At 52.1% G+C, this 26,691-nt stretch carries 29 protein-coding genes and 2 pseudogenes; 10 read left to right on the top strand and 21 right to left on the bottom strand.

From position 1 onward, the window contains the following. Positions 1 to 66: 66 nt before the first annotated feature. From SH580_RS15090 to SH580_RS15035, 12 genes are all read right to left on the bottom strand, one after another. Positions 67 to 630, bottom strand: a complete 564-nt coding sequence (locus SH580_RS15090) for a PfkB family carbohydrate kinase (RefSeq protein WP_319831670.1) — start codon at positions 628 to 630, stop codon at positions 67 to 69. A gap of 32 nt (positions 631 to 662) precedes the next feature. After that, positions 663 to 1,091, bottom strand: coding sequence for a carbohydrate kinase family protein (locus tag SH580_RS15085; protein WP_319831669.1), 429 nt, complete (start codon positions 1,089 to 1,091; stop codon positions 663 to 665). A 26-nt stretch (positions 1,092 to 1,117) separates the two neighbouring features. Beyond that, entirely contained in the window at positions 1,118 to 1,957 is an 840-nt protein-coding gene (locus SH580_RS15080) for a hypothetical protein (RefSeq protein ID WP_319831668.1), read from the bottom strand. Between the two features lie 4 nt (positions 1,958 to 1,961). Continuing rightward, entirely contained in the window at positions 1,962 to 2,822 is an 861-nt protein-coding gene (locus tag SH580_RS15075) for a hypothetical protein (RefSeq protein WP_319831667.1), read from the bottom strand. A gap of 338 nt (positions 2,823 to 3,160) precedes the next feature. Beyond that, a complete protein-coding gene (atpC, locus tag SH580_RS15070) occupies positions 3,161 to 3,571 on the bottom strand; it encodes an ATP synthase F1 subunit epsilon (RefSeq protein ID WP_319831666.1) in 411 nt (136 codons plus the stop codon). Positions 3,572 to 3,619: 48 nt separating this feature from the next. Beyond that, positions 3,620 to 5,041: a F0F1 ATP synthase subunit beta gene (gene atpD / locus SH580_RS15065; RefSeq protein WP_319831665.1), complete on the bottom strand. Its 1,422-nt coding sequence runs from the start codon at positions 5,039 to 5,041 to the stop codon at positions 3,620 to 3,622. A gap of 65 nt (positions 5,042 to 5,106) precedes the next feature. After that, positions 5,107 to 6,006 (bottom strand): ATP synthase F1 subunit gamma, encoded by a 900-nt coding sequence (gene atpG / locus SH580_RS15060; protein ID WP_319831664.1) that lies wholly within the window; start codon positions 6,004 to 6,006, stop codon positions 5,107 to 5,109. 53 nt (positions 6,007 to 6,059) lie between these two features. After that, positions 6,060 to 7,604: a F0F1 ATP synthase subunit alpha gene (gene atpA, locus SH580_RS15055; RefSeq protein ID WP_319831663.1), complete on the bottom strand. Its 1,545-nt coding sequence runs from the start codon at positions 7,602 to 7,604 to the stop codon at positions 6,060 to 6,062. Positions 7,605 to 7,687: 83 nt separating this feature from the next. Beyond that, the gene (locus tag SH580_RS15050; RefSeq protein WP_319831662.1) at positions 7,688 to 8,086 is read right to left on the bottom strand and encodes a F0F1 ATP synthase subunit delta; all 399 of its coding nucleotides are present in this window, start codon (positions 8,084 to 8,086) and stop codon (positions 7,688 to 7,690) included. Between the two features lie 4 nt (positions 8,087 to 8,090). Continuing rightward, entirely contained in the window at positions 8,091 to 8,783 is a 693-nt protein-coding gene (atpF, locus tag SH580_RS15045) for a F0F1 ATP synthase subunit B (protein ID WP_319831661.1), read from the bottom strand. 82 nt (positions 8,784 to 8,865) lie between these two features. Then, positions 8,866 to 9,072 carry an ATP synthase F0 subunit C gene (locus SH580_RS15040; protein ID WP_308985320.1) on the bottom strand — a complete coding sequence of 69 codons (207 nt, stop codon included), beginning with the start codon at positions 9,070 to 9,072 and terminating at the stop codon, positions 8,866 to 8,868. A gap of 86 nt (positions 9,073 to 9,158) precedes the next feature. Next, entirely contained in the window at positions 9,159 to 9,998 is an 840-nt protein-coding gene (locus SH580_RS15035; protein ID WP_319831660.1) for a F0F1 ATP synthase subunit A, read from the bottom strand. 194 nt (positions 9,999 to 10,192) lie between these two features. Between SH580_RS15035 and SH580_RS15030 the strand changes: the two genes are divergently transcribed. Beyond that, positions 10,193 to 10,441 carry a hypothetical protein gene (locus SH580_RS15030; protein WP_319831659.1) on the top strand — a complete coding sequence of 83 codons (249 nt, stop codon included), beginning with the start codon at positions 10,193 to 10,195 and terminating at the stop codon, positions 10,439 to 10,441. Between the two features lie 43 nt (positions 10,442 to 10,484). Here SH580_RS15030 and trmB read toward each other — a convergent pair whose 3' ends face one another. Then, a complete protein-coding gene (trmB, locus tag SH580_RS15025; protein WP_319831658.1) occupies positions 10,485 to 11,084 on the bottom strand; it encodes a tRNA (guanosine(46)-N7)-methyltransferase TrmB in 600 nt (199 codons plus the stop codon). A 64-nt stretch (positions 11,085 to 11,148) separates the two neighbouring features. Further along, positions 11,149 to 11,388, bottom strand: coding sequence for a ferredoxin (locus SH580_RS15020; RefSeq protein WP_319831657.1), 240 nt, complete (start codon positions 11,386 to 11,388; stop codon positions 11,149 to 11,151). 175 nt (positions 11,389 to 11,563) lie between these two features. On the opposite strand from SH580_RS15020, the gene SH580_RS15015 reads away from it, so the two are divergent. From SH580_RS15015 to purN, 3 genes and pseudogenes are all read left to right on the top strand, one after another. After that, complete coding sequence (locus SH580_RS15015) at positions 11,564 to 12,151, top strand: nucleotide exchange factor GrpE (protein ID WP_319831656.1); 588 nt, start codon at positions 11,564 to 11,566, stop codon at positions 12,149 to 12,151. Between the two features lie 11 nt (positions 12,152 to 12,162). Further along, positions 12,163 to 13,315: pseudogene (gene dnaJ / locus SH580_RS15010) on the top strand (molecular chaperone DnaJ). Positions 13,316 to 13,354: 39 nt separating this feature from the next. After that, positions 13,355 to 13,948: a phosphoribosylglycinamide formyltransferase gene (gene purN, locus SH580_RS15005; protein WP_319831655.1), complete on the top strand. Its 594-nt coding sequence runs from the start codon at positions 13,355 to 13,357 to the stop codon at positions 13,946 to 13,948. A 44-nt stretch (positions 13,949 to 13,992) separates the two neighbouring features. Here the strand turns inward: purN and SH580_RS15000 are convergent, their stop codons facing one another. Continuing rightward, positions 13,993 to 14,538: a hypothetical protein gene (locus SH580_RS15000; protein WP_319831654.1), complete on the bottom strand. Its 546-nt coding sequence runs from the start codon at positions 14,536 to 14,538 to the stop codon at positions 13,993 to 13,995. Between the two features lie 174 nt (positions 14,539 to 14,712). Here SH580_RS15000 and SH580_RS14995 point away from each other — a divergent pair, with 174 nt between their 5' ends. Further along, complete coding sequence (locus SH580_RS14995; RefSeq protein WP_319831653.1) at positions 14,713 to 15,621, top strand: 50S ribosomal protein L11 methyltransferase; 909 nt, start codon at positions 14,713 to 14,715, stop codon at positions 15,619 to 15,621. Positions 15,622 to 16,028: 407 nt separating this feature from the next. Then, the gene (locus SH580_RS14990; protein ID WP_319831652.1) at positions 16,029 to 16,892 is read left to right on the top strand and encodes a helix-turn-helix domain-containing protein; all 864 of its coding nucleotides are present in this window, start codon (positions 16,029 to 16,031) and stop codon (positions 16,890 to 16,892) included. A gap of 30 nt (positions 16,893 to 16,922) precedes the next feature. Here SH580_RS14990 and folE2 read toward each other — a convergent pair whose 3' ends face one another. Continuing rightward, complete coding sequence (gene folE2, locus SH580_RS14985) at positions 16,923 to 17,903, bottom strand: GTP cyclohydrolase FolE2 (protein WP_319831651.1); 981 nt, start codon at positions 17,901 to 17,903, stop codon at positions 16,923 to 16,925. A 179-nt stretch (positions 17,904 to 18,082) separates the two neighbouring features. Here folE2 and SH580_RS14980 point away from each other — a divergent pair, with 179 nt between their 5' ends. From SH580_RS14980 to SH580_RS14970, 3 genes and pseudogenes are all read left to right on the top strand, one after another. Beyond that, positions 18,083 to 18,889: an MBL fold metallo-hydrolase gene (locus SH580_RS14980; RefSeq protein WP_319831650.1), complete on the top strand. Its 807-nt coding sequence runs from the start codon at positions 18,083 to 18,085 to the stop codon at positions 18,887 to 18,889. Between the two features lie 51 nt (positions 18,890 to 18,940). Further along, a pseudogene (gene pyk / locus SH580_RS14975) lies at positions 18,941 to 20,359 on the top strand (pyruvate kinase); the annotation flags it as partial. A gap of 41 nt (positions 20,360 to 20,400) precedes the next feature. Next, on the top strand, positions 20,401 to 20,850 hold the full coding sequence (locus SH580_RS14970) for a hypothetical protein (protein WP_319831649.1): 450 nt from the start codon (positions 20,401 to 20,403) through the stop codon (positions 20,848 to 20,850). Here the strand turns inward: SH580_RS14970 and upp are convergent. The 4 genes from upp to gmd all read right to left on the bottom strand — a co-directional run bounded on the left by upp (position 20,836) and on the right by gmd (position 24,358). Next, complete coding sequence (gene upp, locus SH580_RS14965; RefSeq protein ID WP_319831648.1) at positions 20,836 to 21,456, bottom strand: uracil phosphoribosyltransferase; 621 nt, start codon at positions 21,454 to 21,456, stop codon at positions 20,836 to 20,838. The genes SH580_RS14970 and upp overlap by 15 nt on opposite strands. Positions 21,457 to 21,463: 7 nt before the next feature. Further along, positions 21,464 to 22,261 (bottom strand): purine-nucleoside phosphorylase, encoded by a 798-nt coding sequence (locus SH580_RS14960; RefSeq protein ID WP_319831647.1) that lies wholly within the window; start codon positions 22,259 to 22,261, stop codon positions 21,464 to 21,466. Positions 22,262 to 22,401: 140 nt separating this feature from the next. Further along, positions 22,402 to 23,349 (bottom strand): GDP-L-fucose synthase family protein, encoded by a 948-nt coding sequence (locus tag SH580_RS14955; RefSeq protein ID WP_319831646.1) that lies wholly within the window; start codon positions 23,347 to 23,349, stop codon positions 22,402 to 22,404. Next, entirely contained in the window at positions 23,342 to 24,358 is a 1,017-nt protein-coding gene (gene gmd, locus SH580_RS14950; RefSeq protein WP_319831645.1) for a GDP-mannose 4,6-dehydratase, read from the bottom strand. The genes SH580_RS14955 and gmd overlap by 8 nt, the downstream gene beginning before the upstream one ends. 81 nt (positions 24,359 to 24,439) lie before the next feature. Between gmd and SH580_RS14945 the strand changes: the two genes are divergently transcribed. Next, complete coding sequence (locus SH580_RS14945; RefSeq protein WP_319831644.1) at positions 24,440 to 25,630, top strand: substrate-binding domain-containing protein; 1,191 nt, start codon at positions 24,440 to 24,442, stop codon at positions 25,628 to 25,630. Between the two features lie 99 nt (positions 25,631 to 25,729). Here SH580_RS14945 and miaA read toward each other — a convergent pair whose 3' ends face one another. Next, the gene (gene miaA / locus SH580_RS14940; protein WP_319831643.1) at positions 25,730 to 26,614 is read right to left on the bottom strand and encodes a tRNA (adenosine(37)-N6)-dimethylallyltransferase MiaA; all 885 of its coding nucleotides are present in this window, start codon (positions 26,612 to 26,614) and stop codon (positions 25,730 to 25,732) included. Between the last annotated feature and the right edge of the window lie 77 nt (positions 26,615 to 26,691).

Genomic DNA, 26,691 nt, shown 5'->3' with positions numbered 1-26,691 from the left:
GAAGTAATTCAACGCCGCATCCGAGTGAAGCAAGTAAATATATTCGAATGGGTCTACTTTAATCCATCAATGCACTTGTTGGGACAATTCACAGAACTTCATACAAGTATCCATCAACTCGATACTATTGGAAGGCGTGAGGTCCTTGCGGCACATAGTGGAAACAGCGAGTCCCCGCCGCAGGCAATCCAGCTCTTCTTTGCCTCCCATTAATCCATCGATAAAACCTGCACAAAATGCGTGATCCACTCCGGCCGAACCTGCGCGCTCTTCCCATGGCAAAAAGTAGCCATTCGTTTTGTAGAAGCTACCATCAGCGCCCACATAGACGGCCCCAGCGCCCGAATGAATGATAACTGCGATCCGTAGACCAGTATCTAAAATTTGTTGAGCCGCCTTACGAGCGAGCACCGGATCAAAGATACTATCCGAATATAAACTAGTTTGAGTGATCGTTTCCGCAACGCGATCATTAACGATCACATAGTCGCTTTCAGATAGCGTGTCTGTGAAATCTTCGAGACTGGCCCCACGATCCAAAGGTGCAAATTCGATAATTGTCGTCACCCCTCGCTTGCGAGCATCGCGGATAAGCTTAGTCGACTCCGCACGGCCGGTGCTAGGATCCACTGACTCTAGTTTACCCAACGCGCCCAAAGATCCTAGAAACAAATAATCCGGCTTAGCCGCATCAAGTTTAACATCATGACGCGTAAAGTTCCCCCCGCCCCGGCGAAATGAAAACAGGTGTGACGCCCGGATTCTTCCACAGTAAACACATCCGTATACCCCGTAGCTGCGCTGCGATCGTAGCTAAGTTGAGAAATGTCGATGCCGTGCTTATTACATGTCTCGACTATAAATTTCCCATCCAGATCCTGAGCGATCCGACCAGCGGCTTTTAAATGAGCACGGGTGCCAAGCTTTGCCAGATCGACCAGCAGATTAAAAGGAGCACCTCCGTTACTGATCACCTCTCCGGTAATCTTAGAGCTCGCCCGTTCACTCGGGTAGTGCTTCACCGTTTTATGATAGTCGACCACAAAAGTGCCCGCAGCGAGAATGGTTGGTTTGTTTGATTGCTTGCCCATAACTGTCGTTCGTTGAGATGATTGTTTTATTTATTTTCGGCCGTCAGGAACGTGAGTATAATAACCCAAATCGTGATTGCCAAGATAGCGAGGGGAAGCTGTAGACTGCTTGGAAAGCTATAAATGATACTGACCATAGGGATCCAGAAAGCCCAGTTCGTGATCAACACCGGGAGCACTCGCATGCCCCAAAAAGTTTTAAGAGGGCGCATGCTCTGCCAGACGCGAGAAAACCTGAACTGGTTTTCCTTCCAAATAAAAAGAATGGTTTGGTAGGGGTTCGCAAAGAAGACAGTCCAACCGAACTGGTCGAGTAAGACCTTGCTAGCCAAAGTTCTAAAATCCTGAGCTTCACCAAACCACAGCGCCTGCTGCTGGTAGAATCCTGCCTGCAGCACACCCAAGACCCCAAACACCATTAAATTGAATCCAGCGTTCAGTGTATTCTCCTTAGTCCAGCCCTTCTTGCGACCAGCCAGCATACGTACCAACTCAGCAAGTACCCCCACAGAAAGGCCCATACCTAAGAATGGGAACAACAGGCCCAGACTTATCTGCAAACGCTCTAAACCATAGAATAAATAGCTAGCAGGCGGCACCCAATAATAGACGAGAGCCACCAGCGCCATAATCCCCCAAACCAAGCAGGCAGGTAGTAAACTTTGCCGCACAGCCCGAATTCCAGCATAAGTGCTATGCTCTAGGATTTCATGCCAATCAGGTTGATCGCTGGGTAATTCAGGGGGGAAATGCCAATCCCCCGAATTCGAAGCGGCCAAATTTCTGCCACGGAAATAACGACGAGAGGATGCAGTCGAGCACCCCTCAATCACGCCAGATTGAAAGGCATCATTGATAATAAACATCTGATTACTTCCCCGCTAAATGAATCGAACGATAGCTTGGGGCGAAGCAATTAAGTGAGATAATCCAAATACTGACTGCCATGATTGATACAGCCAGTTGGAGTTCAGTAGGAAAACAAAAAATGATCGCACTCGCTGGTAGCCAGTAGCTCCAGTTAATGATCAGTGCTGGCATAATCTTAAGAGCGAAAAACTCTGAAAAGCTGGGACACTCAGCACGTAAACTCTTACCGGAAAAGCCATGCGCTTTCCATGCAAAGAGAAAGGTTTGTGCCGGACAGACCAAAAACAAAGTCCATGCAAATTGATCAAACATGACCTTACGAAGAATTATTGAGAATGAAGTGCCTTCTCCATAAATATTGGCCAGCAAGTAATAAATAGGATCCTTGGCAGTCGCGATGACACCAAACATCATGAACATAAATAAAAAGTTCACGGTGTTCGATCGAGTCCAACGGCGCGTGGCGCTCCGTCGTAATTTCATGTATTCCGACAGAAAGCCTACAGTGAGTCCCATGCCGAAGAATGCAAACGCGGGCCCGAGATTACTTTTTAAAATAGCAATTTGATTCAACGTGTTCTCAAAAAATGGAAAAACCGCGTACATGAGCGCCAGGATCACCATAGAAAAAATCGCAAGTAATGCGGGCACGGTATTCATACGAACTGTATCAAGGCCTATTTGAATACTTTCACGAAAATTCGCATCCAAACCAGCATCTGCAAGTAGGCTAGAGGATTGAATCGCCGAGGCATGCTTCTCGACGTAATTTCTCGAGCGGCAATAGCGATGCATGGAAACCGCGTCGACTTCTTCATCGACGGTTCCGAATTCAGTAATGTGTGGACTAATTGTACTCATAATTTTGATCTGCTCCCGCCGAGCAATTAGCATTCGCGATGCCAGAATTATAGTCCTGCATAGAATCACACTTCCGCGCATATGGTTATGTAACCTGTAAAAAAGCGTCAGCACCACTCGCTCCGCCCGTATTCAAAGCTATGAAGAGTTCGTGTTGCGGCAGCGCTACCAGCGTCGCTCGAAACGGCTTCGTCGCTCCGCTACACCCACAGATTTTATCAGCTTTTTTATGAATGGGGCTCTATCGTAAAGTATACAGTCCTCCCCCGCTGGCTAAAAAAGTACACAAAAAACGCGTCTCTTTGAGAGAGACGCGTTTCGAAATGTTCTAATTGGCTCTAGCGACGACGGCCTTTGGCCAATTTTTGCGCGATGAGGAATTGGATATTCTTCTCGATTTGTTCGAGTTGATCGTAATCCACCCCTTCAGCCTCTGCCTTTTGCAAGGCTTCAACTGCGCGGGCTTGAGCCGACTCAACTTCGTTGAGATCGATCTCTTGCACGTCAACTGCAGCTTCAGTCAGCACCGAAATGGTGTTGCCCAAAACCTTGGCGAAACCGTGGTCTACTGCGATAAACTCAGTGCCGCTGTCTTTGATGACCTTCAACTCGCCAGCGACGATCTTTGTCACCATGGGGATGTGGCCAGTCAAAATACCAGCTTCACCCGACTCAGTCGGCAAAACGACTTGGGTGGCCTCAGTGCTGAGAACTTTTTCGTCGGGTGTAATTATTTCGAGTGTAAGCATTTTCGTTCAGAAGTCAGAGATCAGAGGACGGAAGTCAGAAGAATCTGATTAGCCCTTTTTGTTGGCCTCGATTGCCATTTCGATGCCGCCCTTCATGTAAAGGTCGTTCTCGGCGAGGTCATCGCACTCACCATTGAGGATCATTTGGAAGCCCTTGATGGTGTCGGCAGTCGAAACGTATTCACCCGGTGTGCCGGTGAAGATTTCCGCAACGTGGAATGGCTGTGAAAGGAACTTTTGAACCTTACGTGCACGGTAGACGGTTTGCTTGTCTTCTGGAGAAAGCTCGTCCAGACCCAGAATCGCGATGATGTCTTGCAGGTCCTTATAGCGCTGCAGCACGTTTTGCACACCGCGAGCCACCTTGTAGTGCTCTTCGCCAACGATGGCGGGATCGAGCGCATTGGAGATCGAAGCAAGGGGGTCCACCGCGGGGTAGATACCGAGCTCAGCGATCGAACGCTCCAGAACGATGGTGGAGTCCAAGTGAGCGAAGGTGTTGGCTGGCGCAGGGTCAGTCAAGTCATCGGCAGGGACGTAAACGGCTTGGAAAGAGGTAATCGAACCCTTCTTGGTGGAGGTAATACGCTCCTGAAGGTTACCCATTTCCTGAGAAAGTGTTGGCTGGTAACCCACCGCAGAAGGTGAGCGACCGAGAAGCGCAGACACCTCGGCACCGGCTTGAGAGAAACGGAAGATGTTATCCACGAAGAGCAGAACGTCTTGGTTCTTTTCATCACGGAAGTATTCAGCCATGGTCAAACCGGACAGGGCGACACGCATACGTGCACCGGGGGGCTCGTTCATTTGACCATAGACCAGGGCCACTTTGGAGTTACCAATGTTTTCTTGGTCGATAACGCCCGCATCGGACATTTCGTGGTAAAGGTCATTCCCCTCACGAGAGCGCTCACCCACACCAGCGAATACGGAGTAACCACCGTGCGCCTTAGCGATGTTGTTGATCAGCTCCATGATGACAACGGTCTTACCCACACCCGCACCACCGAAGGCGCCCACTTTACCACCCTTGGTGAAGGGGCAAATGAGGTCGATCACCTTGATACCAGTTTCGAGGATCTCGGCATCAGTTGCTTGGTCAACAAGTGCTGGCGGTTGGCGGTGGATCGAGCGACGCTCGTCAGTGCCAACAGGGCCTTTTTCATCCACAGTATCACCTGTGACATTAAAGATACGGCCGAGGACCGCTTCGCCGACAGGGACGGAGATCGAGGCTCCCGTGCCCACCACTTCCATGCCGCGGACTAGGCCGTCGGTCGAGGTCATGGCAACAGCGCGAACAAGACCCTCACCGAGGTGCTGCTGCACTTCCAGTGTAAGGTTCTTCTCAACGCCATCAACTTGGTAGGCTATTGTGATCGCGTCGAAAATTTCAGGGACGCTGTCTAGCGGGAAGGCAGCGTCGACGACGGCGCCGATGACTTGGACGATTTTACCGTTATTGCTCATGATGATTTTAAAGGGAGGGTCCGGCCTCTCTACGATACGCCGGGACTTAAATTAGAAGAAGAGGGTTAGTGGGCGGAAGCGGCTGCAGCGATCTCCAGGATTTCCTGAGTAATCGCCGCCTGGCGGGCTTTGTTATAGTCGAGAGTGAGATCGTCGACGAGGTTCGACGCATTATCAGTTGCAGCCTTCATCGCAACCATACGAGCCGAGTATTCGGCGGCACGGCTTTCGAGCAGGAGTTGGTGAATAATCACTTTCACGTAGAGATCGGGCAATTGCGCCAGAACTTCCTCAGCCGAAGGCTCAAAGACCATCTCACGTGTATCCACACGTGCAGCAAGAATTTCTTCTTCGCCAGCGACGCGCTTTTTGAGCTGATCCAGCACTTCGCGCAGATCAACAATCGGAAGCAATGATTGAATAATGGGCTCTTGAACAAGCACATTTACAAAGCTCGGGTAAGCGACTTCGATCGTATCAACCTCACCGCTCTTGTAAGCTTCGATCAGCATCTTCAGCATGGGGCGCAACTCTTGAAAATTGGCCTTATCCGAGATGCTAAAATCAGCAATCAAATCACGCTTGGAACGAGAAACGAACTGTGTGGCCTTACGACCGACAGTTACGAATTTAGCACTGCCTTTGACCTCATCGGTAATCTTACGAAAAAGATTGGTGTTCAAAGGTCCGCAAAGGCCCTTATCAGTCGAGAGGATCAGGATACCACGTGTCTTCACTTCTCGCTTCTCAAAGAAGGGATGCGAAATCGTGGCACCGCTAAGGTCGAGCTTTTCGCCAACAGTGTCGAGCAGATCGGCGAGCAGCAGAGCGTAAGGACGGCCCGCTACGGCGGCGTCCTGCGCACGTTTCATCTTGGAAGATGAGACGAGCTGCATCGCACGCGTGATCTGCCGGGTATTTTTAACCGACTTGATGCGGCGGCGGATGTCGCGAAGATTGGCCATTCTATTTAATCAGGAATTAAGAATTAGGAATTAAGAACTCTCTAGCGAAAGTTTTAAGCGGAGAAACCGGCTTGCCACTCTTCGAGAGACTTCTTGAGGGCAGCTTCTGATTCGTCGCTGATCGCTTTCTCGGCACGGATGGTGTCCATAACCTTGGCACCACGAGTTTCGAGAAATTCGCGCAAGCTCGAAGTCGCGGTGACGATCTTAGCGACATCGATCTTATCGAAGAAACCATTTTGAACGGCCCAGATCAGCGAAGACTGCACTTCCACCGAGATAGGGTTGAATGCAGTTTGCTTAAAGAGCTCCACGACACGGGCACCACGCTCAAGCTGAGCTTTGGTCTTGGCATCGAGGTCGGAACCAAACTGAGCGAAGGCCGCCAACTCACGGAATTGAGCGAGTTGCAACTTCACCTTACCAGCCACCTTCTTAATTGCTTTAATCTGGGCAGCCGAACCCACACGGGAAACGGATAGACCCACCGAGACCGCAGGGCGGATCCCTTGATTGAACAGGTCGGTTTCAAGGAAGACCTGACCATCAGTGATGGAGATCACGTTGGTAGGAATGTAAGCCGACACGTCGCCTGCTTGCGTTTCGATAATTGGCAGCGCGGTGAGCGAGCCGTTACCATTGTCCTCATTGACACGAGCGGAACGCTCAAGCAGACGGGAGTGGAGGTAGAAAACGTCACCTGGATAGGCTTCACGACCAGAGGGGCGCTTCAGGATCAAGGAGATTTGACGATACGCAACCGCTTGCTTGGAAAGGTCATCATATACGATCAGCGCATCCATGCCATTGTGCATGAAGAACTCGCCCATGGAAGCTCCGGCAAAAGGCGCGATGTATTGATTGGCAGGATTGTCCCCCGCAGACGCACAAACGATGATGGTGTATTCCATCGCGCCCGCTTTCTCGAGAACAGAGATCGTGCGTGCAATATTGGAATTCTTCTGCCCCACCGCTACGTAAATCGAATAGACTGGGCGGAAACCTTCGGGGAAGCTGCCATCCTCGTTGCGATGCTGGTTATTGATCTTGGATTGATTGATGATGGTATCGATCGCGATGGTCGTCTTACCAGTCGAACGGTCACCAATGATCAGCTCACGTTGGCCACGGCCAATGGGGATCATCGAGTCAATCGCCATGATGCCAGTTTGCATGGGTTGGTCGACCGACTTACGTGGAATGATACCAGGTGCAACTTGGTCGACTGGATACGTTTCGGTCGCGTTGATGGGGCCCTTGCCGTCGATGGGGTTACCAATCGCATCCACGACACGACCGAGGAGGCCCATGCCCACAGGGACAGAAAGCAGTTTGCCAGTGGTGGTCGCTTCGTCACCTTCCTTGAGCTTCGAGTAGTCCCCCAGGACCACGCAACCGACTTCGTCTTCTTCAAGATTCAAAGCCAGGCCTGTAACGCCCTGACCGAAATCGATCATTTCGTTATACATGATGCCCGATAGACCGGAGAGCTTGGCCACACCATCGGCGATGGAAACAACCTTACCGGTATTGGATTTGACGGCACCAGCTTGGAAGCTAGCGATTTCGTTTTCGATTTGTTCGACTATAGAGCTCATAGTTTGAAAGGTAGGGAAATTTTGAAGGATACATCCGGCTTAGCTTCGTAGCGCCGGTTAAAAAGGTGAAAGATAAAATGCGTTTAGTGAACGTTCTCAGCGAGGCGTTGAAGGCGCCCGGCAACGGACGCATCATAAACATCATCACCGACACGCACACGCACACCAGCGATTAGAGAAGTATCTTGTTGAGTCACTGCGCTAATCGGACGTCCGTAAATCGCAGAGTATTTAGCTTCGATCGCTTGCAGAGCTTCCGCACTCAATCCAGCCGGTGTGGATACCACAGCTGTTTGCAGTGCGATTTCGCGACGTAGATAGGCCAAATAAGCCTTAAGCGTGGCGACGGGATTGCGAAGCTCCACTTGCTTTAGTCCAGCGAGAACCTCGCCGACTTTAGCTTCGGAGACAACACCCCTGTCGTCCTTAGAGAACTCAACCAGCTTCTTAGCCAACTTGGTGATCTTTTTATCGCGTTTCATCGGATCAAAAATGGGGCTTAGCCAGCATTAGCCAATTCTTTGGCTGCGGAATCGGAGAAAGTTTGCTTCTCGCATCGGATAGATCACGGGAAAGCACTTTGGAAGAAGTCGCAACCACCAGACGTGCCACTTCCTGACGCACGTCGGAAAGCATCTTCTGGCGCTCAAGCTCCGTTGCTTCGCTCGCCTTACGGATCATCGCTTCAGCCTGTGCGGCCGCTTCTTGAGTTTTGCTCTCGATCATCTCCTTAGACTGCTCACGTGCTTCAGTCAGGATGGCTTGCGCGTCGATTGCAGCTTGCTTCACCTTTTCGGCGCGCTCGCGCTCCGCTTCAGCCAACTGCGTCTTCATCTCCTCGGCATACTGCAGCCCGTCGGCGATCTTTTGCTGACGCTCATCGAGTGTGGCAGCGATCGGCTTGACGGCAAATTTGTAGAGAACAAAGGCGACAAGCACAAAATTGACCATTTGAGCGATCAGAGTCGGCAGCGACACGCCGAACTTCTCTGTGATCATGGTCAGCTTATCCTCTTCCTCGTGGATACTTTCCCCCGCATGTGCGAGATCCGCATGCAATTGTTCAGCGACTCCATGGAGTTTGCCCTCGACAGAGGAAGCCGCGTGCGCTTCGTCAGCGGCAACAAGACCGAGCGGTAGAGAAAGTGCGAGTAGCAAAGTAATGAATATGGCCTTCATAGAGAGGAAAGTAATAGAAAAAGTCAGAAAGAGCCGGCGCCCCGCATCTGCGCGGGTCGCCGGCAAAGACTGGAAAACCAGATTAGCCAAGGAAGATGGCGAAGAAGACAATCGCTTCGGCGAAAGCCATAGCGATAATCGACTGAACAAGCACCTTAGTAGCTGCTTCTGGATTGCGACCGACAGATTCACAAGCCTTGAGGCCAATCAGACCAATTGCGAGAGGAACTGCAATGGCTGCGGCTGCTACGTGAATTTTACCAGTAATTTCTGCAAGGATATCGAACATAATATTTATCGTTGAGTTTGTATTTAGTTATTTTCTGCGCCGCCTACGATTCTTTGACATAGTCCCGACGCTGAAAGTGGGTAGAGCTAGTGAGCGTGTTCCTCGTCGTGATTCGTCATTAGGCCAATATAAATAGCCACCAGCAAAGTGAAGATTAACGCCTGAACCACACCGACGAGCACTTCATAGAAATAAAAGGGAATGGGAACGATGTATGGCGCCATACCAGTCATACTGGTCAACAAATTCTCACCACCAAACACATTACCAAACAGACGGAAAGACAAAGACACAGGACGGAACGCAATCGAAACCACTTCAATCAGGCCCACCATCATGAAGATGGGGATCAGCATCAAATAAACAGGCTTAGGAGTTTCCTTCTTATCCGCCTTATTACCGAAGAGCTCCCAGATGAAGAATTTAGGGCCCGCAATCTTCAAGCTGATCACCAACCATGCCAGCATCGCAATCAGGGCCATGCCCAAAGTCGCATTCAAGTCGGAGTTCGCAGGACGCATCCAATACGTCAGATGCCCATGCTCCACATGACCAAACACGCCCACACCGGGAATCAATCCACTCCAATTATGTATCAGAATGAAAAGAAACAAACCAATCAACAACGGGAAAGCCATCGGGAATGCTTTTTTACCAACAATCGGCTCAAGCAAGCCACGCAGACCATCAATTAAACTTTCGATTACCGCCTGCCCTTTACCAGGGATCAGCTTTGGTGTGCCGACACTCAAACGTACCCCGACGATCAAGAGAATCGAAATCACCCAGGTGGTCACAATGGTATTCGTCAATGGAAGCCCAAACAACTCCGTCAATTCATACGGAGACGGGCTCACGCCATCCGCTGCATTCAAGACGGATGCGGTTCCAGAGAGAAGAAAGACTGTTGGTAGTAGCTTGTTCACGTAGAACTGAATAGGGAAATAAAAAACCGCGGTTAGTCCACGGGGAAGCGAATGTGATGGAGACCCATTCTATGCGCGTCAACCCCCGAATTCACCAAAAATGACCACGATTAGCAAACCTAATAACCAACATAAATCGAATCGGATATTCTAAACTTGCCAGCCACACAAAACTCGACCCAGAATTACACAACATGGCAGAGCTCACCAACTTAACCGATCGACTTGCACACCTACGAGACCGCAAGGGCAGTTCCCCCGCAATCACGGGCAATGAGCCCGAGCGTCACACGCCCAAGAAGCCCTCAAAAGCCCGCAGCAAGCTCCCCGAGCGCCGTTTCGCCAACGACTATTTCATGTATTTCGTGTATGCCCTACTTGGCATCGCCATGCTGACCCAATTCGCAGTCATCGCCGCCTTGGATATATTGGATATATTATAGGTCGCCCCCGAAGGCCCACACAGCAGTAAAAAAATAGCGACCACTACACCCGCTTCGCCACGACAGAGAAATATTCATCCATCAAACTCTGAAAGTAGGTCTCGCTTTCATAAGGCCAGCGTGCCGACGCATCAATCTCCCAATCCGGATGCGCGTCCAAATGCTCCACCGCCCAATCAAAGTATGGTCGGTCATCCGAACGAAAGCAAAACTCCCCTCCCCGATCTGTACGGCGAGCGACTTCATCCAGAAACGCGGGCTGCACCATACGACGGCGATGATGCTTCGCCTTAGGCCACGGGTCAGGAAACAACAAGACAGTGCGCTCAAAACGAATCGAACTCGGCAACACTTCAAGAAACTCTCCCAATTCTGCCTTATAAAAGTGCAGGTTCTCAATTCCGCGCTTAGCCTTTTTATCATTGCCCTTACGAATCCGCCATGAAATGAGATCAATCCCCACGCAGACCGTATCCGGATTGGCTTCGGCATAGTCCGACAACCAATGTCCGTGACCACACCCCGCCTCAAAGAGAATACGGTCACAGCCAGCCAGATCCTGACGACAGATTTCAGCCAGCTCAGCCTTGCGAGCAGCTTGTTTCTCGAGTTCACGAGCGTGGGCTTCAGAAATTTCAGTCATATTTAAAGCATAAAAAACCCGCCATATGCGGCGGGCTTTGAAGGTTTATATAAATAGAAGCAGACTACCCCTCCTCGCCATCGTCACCAATGGCCTCCACAGGACAGCCCTCAAGAGCCTCCACGCAGAGCTCCAGCTCTTCTTCCGAAGTCGGCTGCTTATAGACAAAGGAGTAACCCCCATCTTCGTCGCGAGTAAAGTTATCCGGAGCAGTTTCACGGCAAAGATCACAGTCGATGCATTGCTCATCGACGTAGAACTTACCTTTTACATTTTCCGGCCATTTTTCATCTAATTCTGCCATGTGACAAAAAATTCTCTTTTTCGATGGCGAGTCAAGCGGTAAGCAGTCACTAAACTGAGGTTTCAATACTGAGACTGCGCCCTTGAATTCTGATAATTTATCCTCACACTGCCGCGCTCACTTTGAAACCGAGCGAATAAATCGCTGTCCGCAAAGATCTAAACTTTAAAATACCATGACTAAAAAGAACGAAGAAATCTCTGAAGAAATCGAAGAGCCCACCGTCGAAACGACCGAGTGCGCGAACGAGGAAGCACCTGAAGCCGAGGCAAAGCAAAACAACGAGCCAGTGCTGACTGAACTCGAAAAAGCACAAGCCGAAGCTGCGGAGATGAAAACTCGCTACTTACGCTCTGTCGCGGACATGGAAAACTACCGCAAGCGCATCGCGCGCGAAAAGCAGGACATCATCCGCAACGCGGCAGCCAATGTAGTCGAATCACTCCTACCCGTGCTCGACAACATGAAGCTAGGCCTACAAGCAGCCGAAAACCACCCAGAAGCCAAAGACGTCACCTTCGGCTTTAAAATGGTAGACGACCAGCTTAAGAAGTCGCTCTCCGAGCAGGGCTTGGAAGAATTAATCCCTGACGGCGAAACCTTCGATCCCAACTTCCACGAGTGCGTAGCGCACCAACCCTCGGAAGAAGTCGAAGAAGACCACATCATCCAGACCGTACGTGCAGGCTACCGCCTCAACGATCGACTCATTCGCGCTGCAAACGTAATCGTATCCAGCGGCCCCGCAAAAGAAGACAGCTAAATACAACTGACATGGCGAACGATTATTACGAACTACTTGGCGTCTCCAGAGATGCCTCCGAATCCGACCTAAAGAAGGCCTACCGCAAACAGGCCGTCAAATACCACCCGGACAAAAACCCGGGCGACGCGGCAGCGGAAGCCAAGTTTAAGGAAATTTCCGAAGCCTACGACGTACCAAAGACGCCGACAAGCGCGCAGCCTACGATCGCTACGGACACGCCGCCTTCAAACAAGGTGGCATGGGCAACCCCGGCGCAGGCCGTGGCGGCATGGGCGGACACGACCCCTTCGACATCTTCCGCGAAGCCTTTGGCGGCGGCGGTGGAGGCGGCGGCGGCATCTTCGAAGAATTCTTCGGAGGCGGCGGCGGTCAATCCGCAGGTGGCGCTCAACACGGATCCGATCTGCGCTACGATCTGGAAATCTCGCTGGAAGAAGCAGCCAAAGGCACAGAAAAAGAAATCAAATACCGGCGCCCGGTTTCCTGTAAGAAATGCAGCGGCTCCGGCGCAGAGCCCGGCTCCAGCAAAGTCACTTGCTCCACCTGCGGTGGCGCAGGCCAAGTCACGTCCAACCGCGGATTCATCAGCTTTCGCCAAGTTTGCCCCAGCTGCCAAGGCGCGGGACAAACCATCGAAAAGCCCTGCAGCAACTGCCGCGGGGAAGGCCGCGTCATGGACAGCAGCACCGTTAAAGTGCGCATCCCTGCCGGCGTACACACAGGCTCCAAACTACGCTCCGCAGGTAAGGGCGAAGCCGGCCACATGGGCGGCCAAGCAGGTGACCTCTACATCATCATCCACGTCAAAGAGCACGAACTCTTCGAACGTCACGATAACGATCTCTTCTGCGAGGTGCCGATTAAATTCACCCTCGCCGCACTGGGAGGCTCCATCAGCGTGCCCACCCTCTTCGGCAAAGGCTCGCTCAAGATCCCAGCTGGCACCCAAACAGGCACCACCTTCCGCCTACGCGAACAAGGCATCCCAGCACTACGCGCGGCCGTAAGGGAGACCTACTCATCCGCGTGCAAGTGGAAGTGCCCACCAAGCTGACCAGCGAACAAACCGCTAAACTCGAAGAATACGCAGAGGCCTGCGGCGATCCGGCCAACCCCGTCAGCGAATCCTTCGTCGAAAAAGCAAAAAAGTTCTTCAGGTAAATTTCCTAATTCTTATTTCTTAATTCCTAATTGAACTAAATGTCCTATCCAATCGTCATTCTCGGCTCCGGTCGCGGCACTAACGCAGAGGCACTGCTCAAGTCTGAATCCAAAAAGAAACTGGGTGCAGCCAAAATCGCCGCAGTCATTAGCGACCACGAGGACGCAGGCATCCTCGCGCTAGGGCAAAAATACAAAGTGCCCGCGATCTACCTAGATCCCGGCCGCAAGGGAGCCCGTCTGAGCGATGCCGCGGAACAGGCCTACATTGAGCGCATCCAGAGCTTCTCCCCCAAGCTCATCGTACTCGCCGGCTTCATGCGCATCATTACGCGCCCCTTCATCGAAGCCTTTGAAGGCCGCGTGATCAACCTGCACCCAAGCCTACTGCCCAGCTTCCCAGGCATGAGCGCGATCGAGCAAGCGTATCAGCACGGTGTCAAAATTACAGGCTGCACCGTGCACTGGGTCACTCCCGAACTCGATGCAGGCCCGATCATTGACCAGAAGGAAGTACGCATCGAAGAATCCGACACCTTGGACATTTTAACTAAAAAAGTCCACATCGCCGAGCACGCGCTACTGCCCGACGTCGTGACACGCCTAAGCAAAGGCAAAATCGCCACAGTCTAGGCAGCGACCGGAAATAGAGGGCCCCGTAAGACTACCTGTAAGGACTAAATAATCAGTAATCCCTGAGGCAAATCGATGCCAAATACCTTATCGGAAAAATCACTCAGAACTCCCAGCGTTTCTTCAGAGAGTAGACCAAGTAGGTCGTCAATACAGTCCCCACTCAACATGTATGGCATGCCAGTAAAGACCAAGTCGCTATCGATACACCACGCGTATACTTGAAATTCACCGCACTCTGATCGGGGTGTGCCCTTCACCATACAACGATCCACCCACTTAGAATAATTAGTTCCAAATTGACCCAAGTAACTCAAACGACGCTGCTCAAGGTCTCCATGTTCATCGAAATAATGATCAATCAGTTTTTTACTTTGAACTGACAGTTCTTGCGACAACAGGACACAACATTTTGTGCACATTGCATATTCAAATATAACCTCATTACCCTTAAACGCTTTTTCAATCAGGTAGTTGGTTCCTTGAAGCAATAAATCACAATCGCATATTGCACAACGCTGCAGCGGCGCGCCGGTCTCAAACGACCACAACTCTTCAGGGATAGGAATAAAGTCTTCGAATAAACGCATATAAATTTATCGTACAGAATATGCATGGGCTCGGTGAGTCTTGTCGAGAAAGAGTAAGAAGAAGGATTCCTACATTCTTGATAGTCGGCGAGCATTTCAGCATTCAAGGCAGGTCTTAAAGTCCATATATATTGCCGCTTGCACTACAGATTAAAGGAAGTAAAAACCGCAAGCATGAGCAAACAAGTTGAACTCCGCACAGGCATTCCTGATGAAATGGCCGACCCTCTCGAAGATTATTTCTGCGAAGTCGAGTCCCCCTACTGGGGCATCATGCAGAAAGAGATTACCGATCCGTATGAGTTATTTGGCATCTTCCCCGACCAGGCCACAGCGGAGAGCGAACTCGTCAAGCTACGCCAAGACTTTAAGAATCTGCCCGAAGACTTTGAATTGACCGACATCATTGATGCTGACTGGCAAAACGCCTACAAGGAATTCGTCAAAGAGTGGAGCGACCGTCAACTGCACTGGATTCCACTGTGGGAACGTGACAACATCACCGCCCCCGCAGGCAGCGCCGTCGTCTACCTCGATGCTGGCATGGCATTTGGCACCGGCACCCACGAAACGACACGCCTCTGCGCCCGCCGCCTGCTCGACTACCTGGAGGCACAGCCCGACTCGCTGGAAAGCCACGACATCATCGACGCTGGCTGCGGCTCCGGCGTGCTGGCGCTCTCTGCTTCTGCGCTTGGATACAAAAAAATCTACGCCTTCGACTTCGACCCCGAAGCGATTACAGTCTGCCACAGCAACTCGGAAGAGAACCCGCACCTGGTAAAACCGGAATTCGCCGTCGCCGACTTGGAGAAAGGCTTTGCTGGAAGTCGACAGGGGGATCTGGTGCTGGCCAATATTCAGACCGACGTGCTCATCCCTCACTGCGACCCACTGATCAACGGCGTCAAAGCCAATGGCTCACTGGCACTCAGCGGGATTCTCACCAAAGAGTTGCAACAAGTACGCACACACTTTGCAGAACAATTTGCCGCGCAACGCCCCGAGGTGCAGATCACGGTCGACAGCCGCGAAGATGGCGAATGGGGCGATCTATTATTCGTGCTCTCCGAGCGCGAATAAACCAAGCAAATGACTGGTTTATTCGCCGAGTCCCTGCCTTCGCGTAGATGCGAAAAATCATTTTGCCTCTAAGGGTTCTGCCAAACAAGTCCCACAATAGGTCCCTCCCCGGTTCAGAGAACCGAGGCCACTCCTTCCCCGGTTCAGAGAACCGAGGCCACTTGTGTGTGATGCCATCGCCAAAATGGTGCAAGCCGCTATATTCATAACGAACTGCTTAACACAGCTGTCCTCTGTCCTCTGTCCTCTGTCCTCTGTCCTCTGTCCTAAACACGATGCGGGGCAAGCCATTCTCTCCTTTTTCGACGAATAAATCGCCTATGGCGCTTTCATATATTGAAACAGCGTCACGAAGTCCCAATTTCACACTTGCGGAACAAAAGAAGACCCTCACATAATGCGCGACAATGCAAAGTATTGGGGAACGACTAGAAGAAGCACGTAAACGCAAGGGCATCTCCCTGCGTGAAGCAGCGGAGGCGACAAAAATCCGCAGTGACTTCCTCGGCTACATCGAAACCAACAAGATGGATTTTGACCTGCCCGAGATCTACAAGCGTGGATTCCTCAAAAACTATGCCCGCTACTTAAGATTGGACGTGGATAAGATCATGGCCGACTACAGTACGCAGCACATGAGCACCTCGCGACTGGGCAAAAAAGGCGGTGCTGAGTGGTTTGGCCAATTAGAAGCCAGAAAAGCAGCGGCTGAAGAATCCTCCGAACACGAGGATGGCGGCCACAGCAAAGTCGCAGAGGCCCCCCGCTATGGTCGCATCGCCCCGAAAACCTCGCCTCGCGCAGAAGCACCCGAAGCCCAGGAAGAAGAGGATAGCGAAGCGGAAGAGGCAGACAAAACTTTCTACATGAAGATCGGCCTGATTTTTGTCGGCACACTGGCACTGGTCTTTGTCGTATTTGGCCTGATATGGGCCATACTCGGCAGCGGCAGCGCAAACGACGAAGGCAGTGATCCGGACCTCCGCGAGCCAACTGAAATCACGCAGCCCGTCGACACAGATCCGGCAGCGACCAGTAGTAGCAACAGCATCACTTTGATCGCCAGCGGCAACGTTTACGTGCTCGTCAAGCAACAGTCCGACAACAAAGAGCTCTACCGAAAGACAATGAGCGCCGGCGAAACTGCAACATTGGAAAAAGAAGGAGCCGTCGACATTCTCTTCACCGCGGGTGAAAACATCCAAATCGAAGCGGGCGGTGAACGTTTTCAACCCAGCAGCTCCGGCACTGCCAAGATTACGATCAAGTAGCTCTGAAAACGTCCACCTTCGCGCTCGTGCCTAGCGAATCAAAGACTTAAAGTCTTCGAAGTGCCCCGTGAAGCCACCGGGTACGCCCTTGTTGATCACGGCAACAGCGTCGTGCGAATGCAGCGATTCGAGGTGAGCGCAGGCGACTTGGAAATCGACAATCTTGGGCTCGCTATCGAGTTGCTCATGCAGCAGACGAGCGGCATCTTCAATAAACTTGGTATAGGCACCATTCATTTCGGCAAAGGCTTGCTCGTCTTCCCGCTTAACCATGACTTGAGTCTCGGTCTGCAAGGCTTCCAGGCAAATTTCCTGTAGACGTTCGATACTGAGGTGCTCGCCTTCCGCGACTTCCACGCTGACACGGGCCGTGCTGCGCTGCGAGTGCGGAATACTATAGACATCACGACTCATACGAGCGTGCTCCGACAGCTCTGAGGAACAAGGACAAGCCGACGAATAGACGAAATCGAAATGAATATATTTGCGGAATCGGTTCAGCTCATCCACGCGCCCTTCAAAGGCCGCGCGATAATACTGCCACCCCTCCAAACCACTTCGCAGGCTTGGCTTAAGAATGGGATACTCAAAGGAAAGCTTGAGCTGCGCACGATGCGCATGGATCTCCTCTTTATACAGCAATAGAATTTCGTTCAACAGGTCGGGCGTGAAAATACGATCCTGAAAAGTGTAAAAGACCCGCATGATGCGCGACATATTGATGCCCTTTTGGTTCGCCTCCAGCGACACGGTGCCTGTCACCGAAGTCTCCAAAGTCAGCGTGTCCGAACTCGATGTGATATAGCGGAGCGGTAGGCGAAAGTTAGAAATCCCGACCTTCAGAATGGGCACATTGGCCCCGAAGATATGCTGCGAATCTGCATTTTGCATATCGGGCAGCGCGGCGCGATATTCGTCGGTCAGGACGAAGTCGCGGTCGTAAACCTTGCTCAATTTAGGCGCTGTGGCATTCAATTGATTCGGTGATGTAGAACTAGATTCGGATTTCATGTGACTAAGATCGTGACAACGATGTTAACTTTACTGTGTATCAAAATGTCGTAGAACGGCTAAAGCGCAAGCCCACGGCTCAATTCAAACGAGCGGGCAGCTAAAGTATGAATGCAAGGAGACGCAAGCGCGTAAAAAGTCTTTGCCGCCAAGCTCTAGATCCTCCAACTTGCCCCAAAATGTCCATCGAATTTCAAATTTTAGGTTCTAGTAGCGGTGGCAACTGCGCACTTTTACAAACTGGCCACACCAAGGTATTGGTCGACGTGGGCTTCTCCGCCAAGCGTATCGGCTGCATGCTGGAAGCGGTCGGCGAGTCACTCGACGCCATCGATGCAGTCTTCCTGACTCACGAACACAGCGACCATGCGCAAGGCATCCGTGGTCTGGCCAAACGCGCGGACTTGCCTGTATTTGCGAATCGCGACACCGCCGATGCGGTACAGGCCAAAGCCAGCAAGCCGGTAAACTGGCAAGTCTTTCAGACCGGGACTGACTTCACTTTTCGCGACTTAAAGGTGCGCTCCTTCGCTTTGCCCCACGACGCCTACGACCCCGTCGGCTTCACCTTTAAATGGGGCGAGGTTGGCGACCTGTTTTCACCACCCCGCAGTCTAGCCTGGGTCACCGACCTCGGCTACGTGCCGGAGCACGTCAAAGCACACATCCGCGACGTGCACACGCTGGTGATCGAAGCCAACTACGATGAAGCGCTGCTCGAACAAGACGAACGCCGCCCTTGGTCCACTAAACAACGTATTCGAGGTCGACACGGGCATCTTTCCAATCATGCTAGCTTCGAATTGGTCGAAGAGCTCTCCAAACAGAGCATGCTGGAGCAGGTGTACCTAGCCCACCTAAGCAAGGACTGCAATAATGTCCGCCTCGTTCGCGATAAATTCGCGCCCTTGGAAAAGAACCTATCCATAAACATTATCGACCCGGAAAGCGGCATCACACCTGCTGCTAAACAACTCATTATTTAACGATTTTAACTATTTGCCCCAAAAATTCGCCCCAAAGAATTTTTATTATGAAACAAACAGGTACATAAAACCAAAATCATTTTCACCATCGGGCCTGCGACCCAAGACGAAGCCACGCTGGAGAAGCTGGTCAAGGCAGGCGTCGACATCTGTCGGATCAACATGGCACACGCCGACCACGCATGGACACGTGAAATCATCCAGCGCGTACGTAAGGTTTGCGACAAAGCCGGCCGCCAAATCGCCATTATGATGGATGTCAAAGGCCCCGAGATTCGGACAGGTGATGTGCACGAAACCTTTGAACTGGAAAAAGACGAGATCTTCGAGTTCACCTACGGCGAAGGCATCGGTGGCATGACTGAAGAAGGTATACGCCGCGTCGACGTCAACTACCCGGGCTTTTCCAAAGACATCAACGAGGGCGATACCATACTAGTGGACAGCGGTCTCATCCGCCTGCGAGTATTACGAATCGAAGGTTCACGAGTGCGTTGCCAAGTGCTGATCCCCGGTCCAATGGGCAACCGTCGCCATATCAATCTCCCCGGCGTGCGAGTCAACCTCCCTGCCTTAACTAAGAAAGACCAAGGCGATGTCGATGTCGGCATCGAACAAGAGATCGAATTCTTCGCCCTCTCCTTTGTGCGCGAACCGAAGGACTTGGAAGAGTTCCACACATATCTGGAAGATCACGGTTCTAAAGCAAAGATCATCGCAAAGATCGAAGACCAGCAAGCCATCGCCAACCTGGAAGGCATCATTAAAGCATCCGACGGTCTGATGATCGCCCGTGGCGACCTCGGTATCGAGTGTCCATTTGAAGATCTACCGATCATCCAAACACGCGCAGTCAATTGCTGTGTGCAGGGCACGAAACCCGTAATCGTGGCCACCCATATGCTGGAATCGATGATTGAATCGCCAATCCCGACACGTGCAGAAGTCACCGACATCGCCAACGCGATCCGCGAGCAAGCCGACTGCGTGATGCTCTCCGGTGAAACCACTGTAGGTAAATATCCAGTCGAATGCGTCGAGACCATCCAACGCATCGCGACACGCATCGAAGAAGAAGAGACGCAGGTATTGCGCAAAGATTTGGTGTTGCGCCTTCCTCGCTCAAAAATGCTGCGCTCCGCGGCCTATCTGGCTTCGGATCTCGAAGGTTCACTCGTCGTATTCACGCGCCGCGGCATCTTCGCACAGAAGCTCTCCTCGCTGCGACCCAATGTGCCGATCTACGCATTCACCGATAACCCAGTGCTATTCAAGCAGTTACTAATTATGCGCGGGGTCGAACCGTTCTTCATGGAATTTGATCACGATCACGAAACGACCATTCAAAGAGCCTTTGCCCGCCTCAAACGTCAAGGTTGGCGCAAGGAGGGCGACCCGATTGTCGTGATCACAAAAATGTATGCAGGTGAAAAGTTGATCGACAGCACCCAGATTCGTGCCATTGAATAGGGCGTATCCTTTAGGATACAACTACAGTCACCCCCCTGCTTATGGAAAAGATTAAATCACTTCTACTCCCGCTTGCACTTGTTTTTGCAGCGATTGCAGTTTTCGAATTCGGCGCTCGCTATGGAGCCACGAACATGCGGGCCTACGCCATCGCGAGTGAATTGCAGTTTCCGCTGAACATTTACGAGCAAGCGGGGGAAAGCATGGACGCAAGGTCGAAAGAGACCTTCGCTACGATGATTGATAATGGCATCGCGGTCGGCAGCATGCACCGGAATATCTGGTATTTGAAAAAAGACGCCCGCGCCAAGCTGGACAAAGTGTTGGCGCGAGCGTTCTCAGCACGCGGTGATGCCACCTGCGAACGCTTCGCCAACATGCAGAACAGTGAAGATCTACCCTCGTTCAATAAGAATAAACTATCCGAAATCTGCGCCGCGGTGGACCAGGCAAAAATTGAACTAGCCGAGGCCCCATCAAGTATTGAATAGACGGTCTCCGAAGTCTCCGAGCCCTGGCAGGATATACTTTTGAGCGTTGAGCTCACGATCAATTTTCCCGGCAACGATTGGCACATCCGGGTGTGCCGCCTCAAATGCAGCGATGCCCTCGGGAGCGGCGATGATGCAGACCATGTTCACCCGCTTGGCGCCATGCGCCTTAATTTGCTCCACGCATTGCGCCGCCGAACCTCCCGTGGCCAGCATCGGGTCTAAGACAAAGACCTGTGAACTCGCGCTAAGGTCCGGCATTTTGGCATAATAGCAACTCGCCTCGGCGGTGGTTTCGTCGCGTTCCAAGCCGATGTAGCCGACACTGGAGCCAGGGATAATCCCCATGGCCGGGTCCAACATCCCCAAGCCCGCGCGTAAGATCGGCACAAAAACCACCCCGGGGCTCAGGTGCGCGCCCTCAGTCATCTCCAAGGGAGTATGCACTTTAACTGGATCCAGGCTGAGTAACTTAGCGGCCTCGACCATGATCACTTCGGTCATGCCCTTACAGCAGCGGCGAAACTCAGAGGCCGAAGTCGAACGATCACGCAAGATCGTTAAATAGTGTTGAATCAGTGGATGACTGGATAGGTCTGTGGTCATAATATTTTTATGCAAGCTGCACCCCGGCAGCAAGAAGCTCCGCAAACTGAGGACGCACGCGATCAGCAGTTTCGGAAACCTCTTCATGGCTGAGTTCTGTTTTAGAAATACCCGCAGCCGCGTTGGTGATACAAGAAATACCGAGGACTCGCATGCCAAACTTGCGCGCCACGATCGCCTCAGGCACAGTCGACATGCCGACTGCATCCGCTCCCAAAGCCGCAAAAGCACGAATCTCTGCCGGCGTTTCAAAGCTCGGCCCGGTCGTGGCCAGGTAAACGCCCTCTTTTAAATCCACCTGATGATCCTTCGCCCACGCGCGGATCTTGGTGCGTAGTGCGCCATTATAGACCTCAGTCATATCCGGAAAACGCACACCTTCGTCCCCCTGCCAGCCGATCAGCGGATTGGTTCCGAGAAAATTGATATGATCGCTCAGCATCATAAAATCGCCCGGCACGTAGTCTGGATGAATTCCGCCGGCCGCATTGGTGACGAAGAGCGTATGTACGCCCATGCGGTGCATCAGCCGGATCGGCAAAGTGAGCTCAGCCATCTTATAGCCTTCGTAAAAATGGAAACGCCCCTGCATGCATATCACGCGCTTCCCCTCCAGAGTGCCATAAACAAATTGCCCGGCATGGCCCGGAACTGTCGACACAGGAAAACCTTCAATCTCCCCATACGGCAAGCGGCCCACGACCTGAATACGATCATCCGCAAAAAAGCCAAGTCCTGAGCCTAGGATCAGTCCTATTTCAGGTTGAAAATCAGTGAGTTCTTGAGGCAATTGAGGAAGTTTCATAATCGAGAAGAAGCGCAGGTATCAACGGGCACGACTCCCTTCAGCGAAAGTCGTTTAAGGAAACCTGACAATAAATCCCCTCAAGGCAACTTTTGTCTGCGAGTATGCGAGCTCAACAGGGCCCCTCTACAGCCCGACCGCTACTCACGCAGTGTGCCCGCGGCTTGCTCTTCCAGAAAGGACTGATACGCCATCGCCACGCCATGCTCGATATCGATCTTTGGCGACCACCCGGTTTCCTGAATCTTTGAAATATCCGTCAGCTTCCTCGGCGTGCCGTCTGGCTTACTGGTATCGAAGGTCAGCGTGCCCTCGTAGCCGACGGTCCGCATGACTAAACGCGCAAGATCGCCGATCGAGATGTCTGTGCCGCAGCCGAGATTCACCCAATCCGGTGGATTCTCGAGTTGCAGTAAATGCAAAATACCTGCCGCGGCATCGTCGGCGTGTAAAAATTCGCGCAGTGGTGTGCCCGTGCCCCAGATCGCGACTTCCGGAGCTGCGTTTTGCTTTGCCTCGTGAAAGCGGCGGATCAAGGCTGGCAACACGTGCGAGTTCTGTGGATGGTAGTTATCCCCCTGCCCGTATAGGTTGGTCGGCATGGCGGAGTGATAGCAGACCCCGTATTGACGACGATAGAACTCACACAACTTCAAGCCAGCGATTTTGGCGATCGCATAGGCTTCATTGGTGGGCTCCAAGGCAGCCGACAACAGCGATTCCTCACGAATCGGCTGCTGCGCCAATTTGGGATAGATGCAAGTGCTACCGAGAAAAAGCAAACGCTGCACGCCCGCTTGGTAGGCGGCGTGTATGGTGTTTTGCGCGATTGCCAAATTCTCATACATAAACTCGGCGGGATAGGTGTTATTCGCATGTATACCACCCACCCTCGCCGCCGCAATCACGGCCACATCCGGGCGTTCCGCCTCGAAAAATGCTCGAACCTCCGACTGATCGAGTAAGTTTAACTCATTACGGGTGCGTGTCATAATCGAGCCATAGCCTTCGGCCTGCAGGGCGCGCACCACTGCGCTCCCCACCATGCCGCGGTGCCCGGCGACGTATATAGTATCTTGCTTATCCATTGGTCGCTTGCTTATAGGCGAGCTCTTGTTTGGCCAGCACGAGATCGGAATCCACCATAATTTTCACCAAGTCCTTAAACTTCACCTTCGGCTCCCAACCGAGTTGCTTCTTGGCTTTGGCCGGATCGCCAATCAAGAGGTCCACTTCCGTCGGCCGCTCATAGCGCTTGTCATAATCCACATACTTTTCCCAGTCCAAATCCAACAGATTAAAAGTCTCAATGACAAAGTCCTTAACGGAATTGGTCTCATTGGTCGCCATCACGTAATCGTCGCCTTCGTCTTGTTGCAGCATTAACCACATCGCTTCGACATACTCTTTCGCGTAGCCCCAGTCGCGTTGCGCATCAAGGTTCCCGAGATAGAGTTTATCCTGTAGGCCCAGCTTGATGCGAGTGGCCGCACGTGTGATCTTACGTGTCACAAATGTTTCTCCACGGCGCGGCGACTCGTGATTAAACAAAATGCCGTTGGTCGCATGCATACCATAGGACTCGCGATAATTGACCGTCAGCCAATAGGCATACACCTTAGCACAACCATAGGGCGAGCGGGGGTAGAAAGGTGTCTTTTCTGTCTGAGGCACTTGTTGCACCATACCAAACATCTCGGAAGAGGAGGCCTGATAGAAACGACATTTATTATCCAGACCGACCTCGCGAATGGCTTCCAACAAACGGAGCGTGCCCAAACCTGTTACATCGCCAGTGTATTCCGGCACATCAAACGAGACTCGCACATGGCTCTGAGCCCCCAGGTGATAAATCTCATCCGGCTGAATTTGATACAGCAGCTTCATCAGCATGACACCGTCCGCTAAGTCACCATAGTGAAGAAACATCTTGGTGCCGTTAATGTGAGGATCGGTGTAAAGGTGATCGATGCGCTGCGTGTTAAAGGTCGAGCAACGGCGAATAATCCCGTGCACCTCGTAGCCTTTTTCGAGAAGAAGTTCTGCAAGATAAGATCCATCTTGCCCCGTGATTCCAGTAATGAGTGCTTTTTTCATAATTGAGGCAGAGTATACCATATATTTGACCGCTGTCTTTTCGTATTTACGTAAAGTTATTTACATATATACGTATTAAATATGAAAACTGGCGAACAGACCGTCGCGATCGCATTTGACCTAAATTTCCGGCATGCTGCTGAAATCTTCAGCGGCGCCTCCGACTATATCGCCGAAGCACACTTGGATTGGCAATTAATGCCCCTCAATTTTGGTTTCGAGACCCGCCTCATGGAGCTGGCACGATCAGGGCAATTGGCCGGCGCCTTGGGCACTTTCGTCAGCGACGGTTGGGTGCAAGGGCTACTCGCAACGGGCGTGCCAGCGATCAATATGTTTAATTTCTCAAAAATAACAGTGGTGCCCACAGTCAGCCCCGACGACTACGCGACTGGCCATGCAGCCGCAGCGCACCTACATACACAAGGAGCCCAACGCTTCGCCTTCTTCGGGGCGGACGGCGTCTATTACACTCGCCTGCGGGAGGCTGGCTTCCGAGCAGGTCTGACAGAATACGCGGCTCGATCTGCGGCCAAGAAAGCGAGCCGGACAGCGAGTGAGCTTCACATCCTGCGACCCGGCCCCAGTCTCCCGGAGCAAGTCGAAGCCTTGAAAGATGTGCCCGAATTGATCGGCATTTTTTGCTCCAACGATCTCAGTGCGCGCGAGTTAATCACTCTGGCACGGCACAAAGGCCTCCGTTGCGGCAAAGACATTCTGGTGGTGGGCGTGGACAACGATCCCTCCGAATCCATTTTTGCAGGTATCGGCATCAGCAGCTTCAAACAACCCATACGCGAGACAGGCTACCAATCAGCCCGTGCCTTACATGCAACAATGCAGCATGGCAGTGCGCCTTTGGACTTAGAATTAAAGCTCCCAAACCAAGTGATCCCCCGGGAATCCTCACTCGCGTCCAACCGCGCACGCATCGGTCAATTGGCCGCCAATTATATACGTGAAAATCTCGCCCTGCCCGAACTGGACGCGGCCTCCATCGCACAGCAGGTCGGCGTCTCACGGCGCTCACTGGAGCTGGCAACCAAGGAGCAATTCAACACCAGCCCCTACCAAATGTTAGCCCAAGCCCGACTGCGGCTGGCCCAGCAATTATTACGCAGCACTCGCCTGCCCATCATGGAAGTCGGTATACGCTGCGGCTACCTCAGCGCCTATCACTTCTCCGCATGGTTTAAAAAGCAATGCGGTGTCTCCCCGAAGGGATTTCGGGAAGGTCGCGGTATTGAAGGAGGAAGTGGCGGAGCTCTTTAGACCCAGGCGCGCCATTTTCTGGTAATTCGATCTCCCGGACTGTGTATTTGCATGCCAGAGGCGACGCATGGAAACAGCGGTTAAAACACTCAACTACCATCAGAAAAATACCGTTTCGTCCGGGCGCGGGATCTGAGTACGAAACCAAGTGCCCTGTTTTTTGACTAGATGCAAAGTGTTCTGCACGATCGCTGGTAGCAGTTCCTCGCGCTGTAGCTTGCCCTCAAGAAAGGAAATCGTCTCTCGATAGCCGATCGCCGACGCGGCGCTGGGATTGTCACGAATCCCCAAAGCTAACAGGCCTTCGACCTCTTCGATCAGTCCATACTGCAGCATCGACTCGGCGCGATGCGCGACCCGCTGTTTCAAGTTTTCCTTATCGCGCCCAAGTAAAATATAGCGCTTAGAACAATCACCATAGGGCTCGGGACGTGCAGCAAACTCCGCCTGCAATGTGGGAAGGTCTTTGCCTGAGGCGATACAACGCTCGAGCGCTCGCAGGACTCTGCGCGGATTCTTTACATCTAAATTCCCCACTCCTTGCGGACTCCGCGCCCACAGCTCAGCCAACAGCCCTGCTAATCCCTGCGCTTCATACAGGTCCGCCACTTGAGAGCGCACCGTATCGCTGACTTTCACGACATCGATCACTGGCGCAAAAAAGCTCTTTAAATAAAATCCACTTCCCCCGGTCACCACGACTGATTTGCCGCGGCTAAAGATATCATCAACAGCCGCCCGCGCATCACGCACATAAGCCACGATATCGTAAGGCTCATTAACTGGATTTAAGTCAATCAGATGGTGTGGCACCCGCGCCAACTCTTGCTTAGACGGCTTGGCAGTGCCAATGTCCATGCCCTGATACACCAGTGAGGCATCGCACGAAACAATCTCAGCATCATGCGCGACTGCATACGTGAGTGCATATTCCGTTTTTCCCACTGCGGTGGGTCCTGTAATGATATGTAATGATTGTTTCATTGGTGTGACGTGCGCTTCTCGACTTGTCTATTGATCGCGCTTATCGAACACTTGCGCTTCAATCCGAGCATGGCAAC

The organism is Coraliomargarita algicola, assembly GCF_033878955.1.
GTDB lineage: Bacteria > Verrucomicrobiota > Verrucomicrobiia > Opitutales > Coraliomargaritaceae > Thalassobacterium > Thalassobacterium algicola.
Note: the sequence above shows the minus strand (reverse complement) of the source record. Positions and strands in the feature narration are given on the sequence as shown.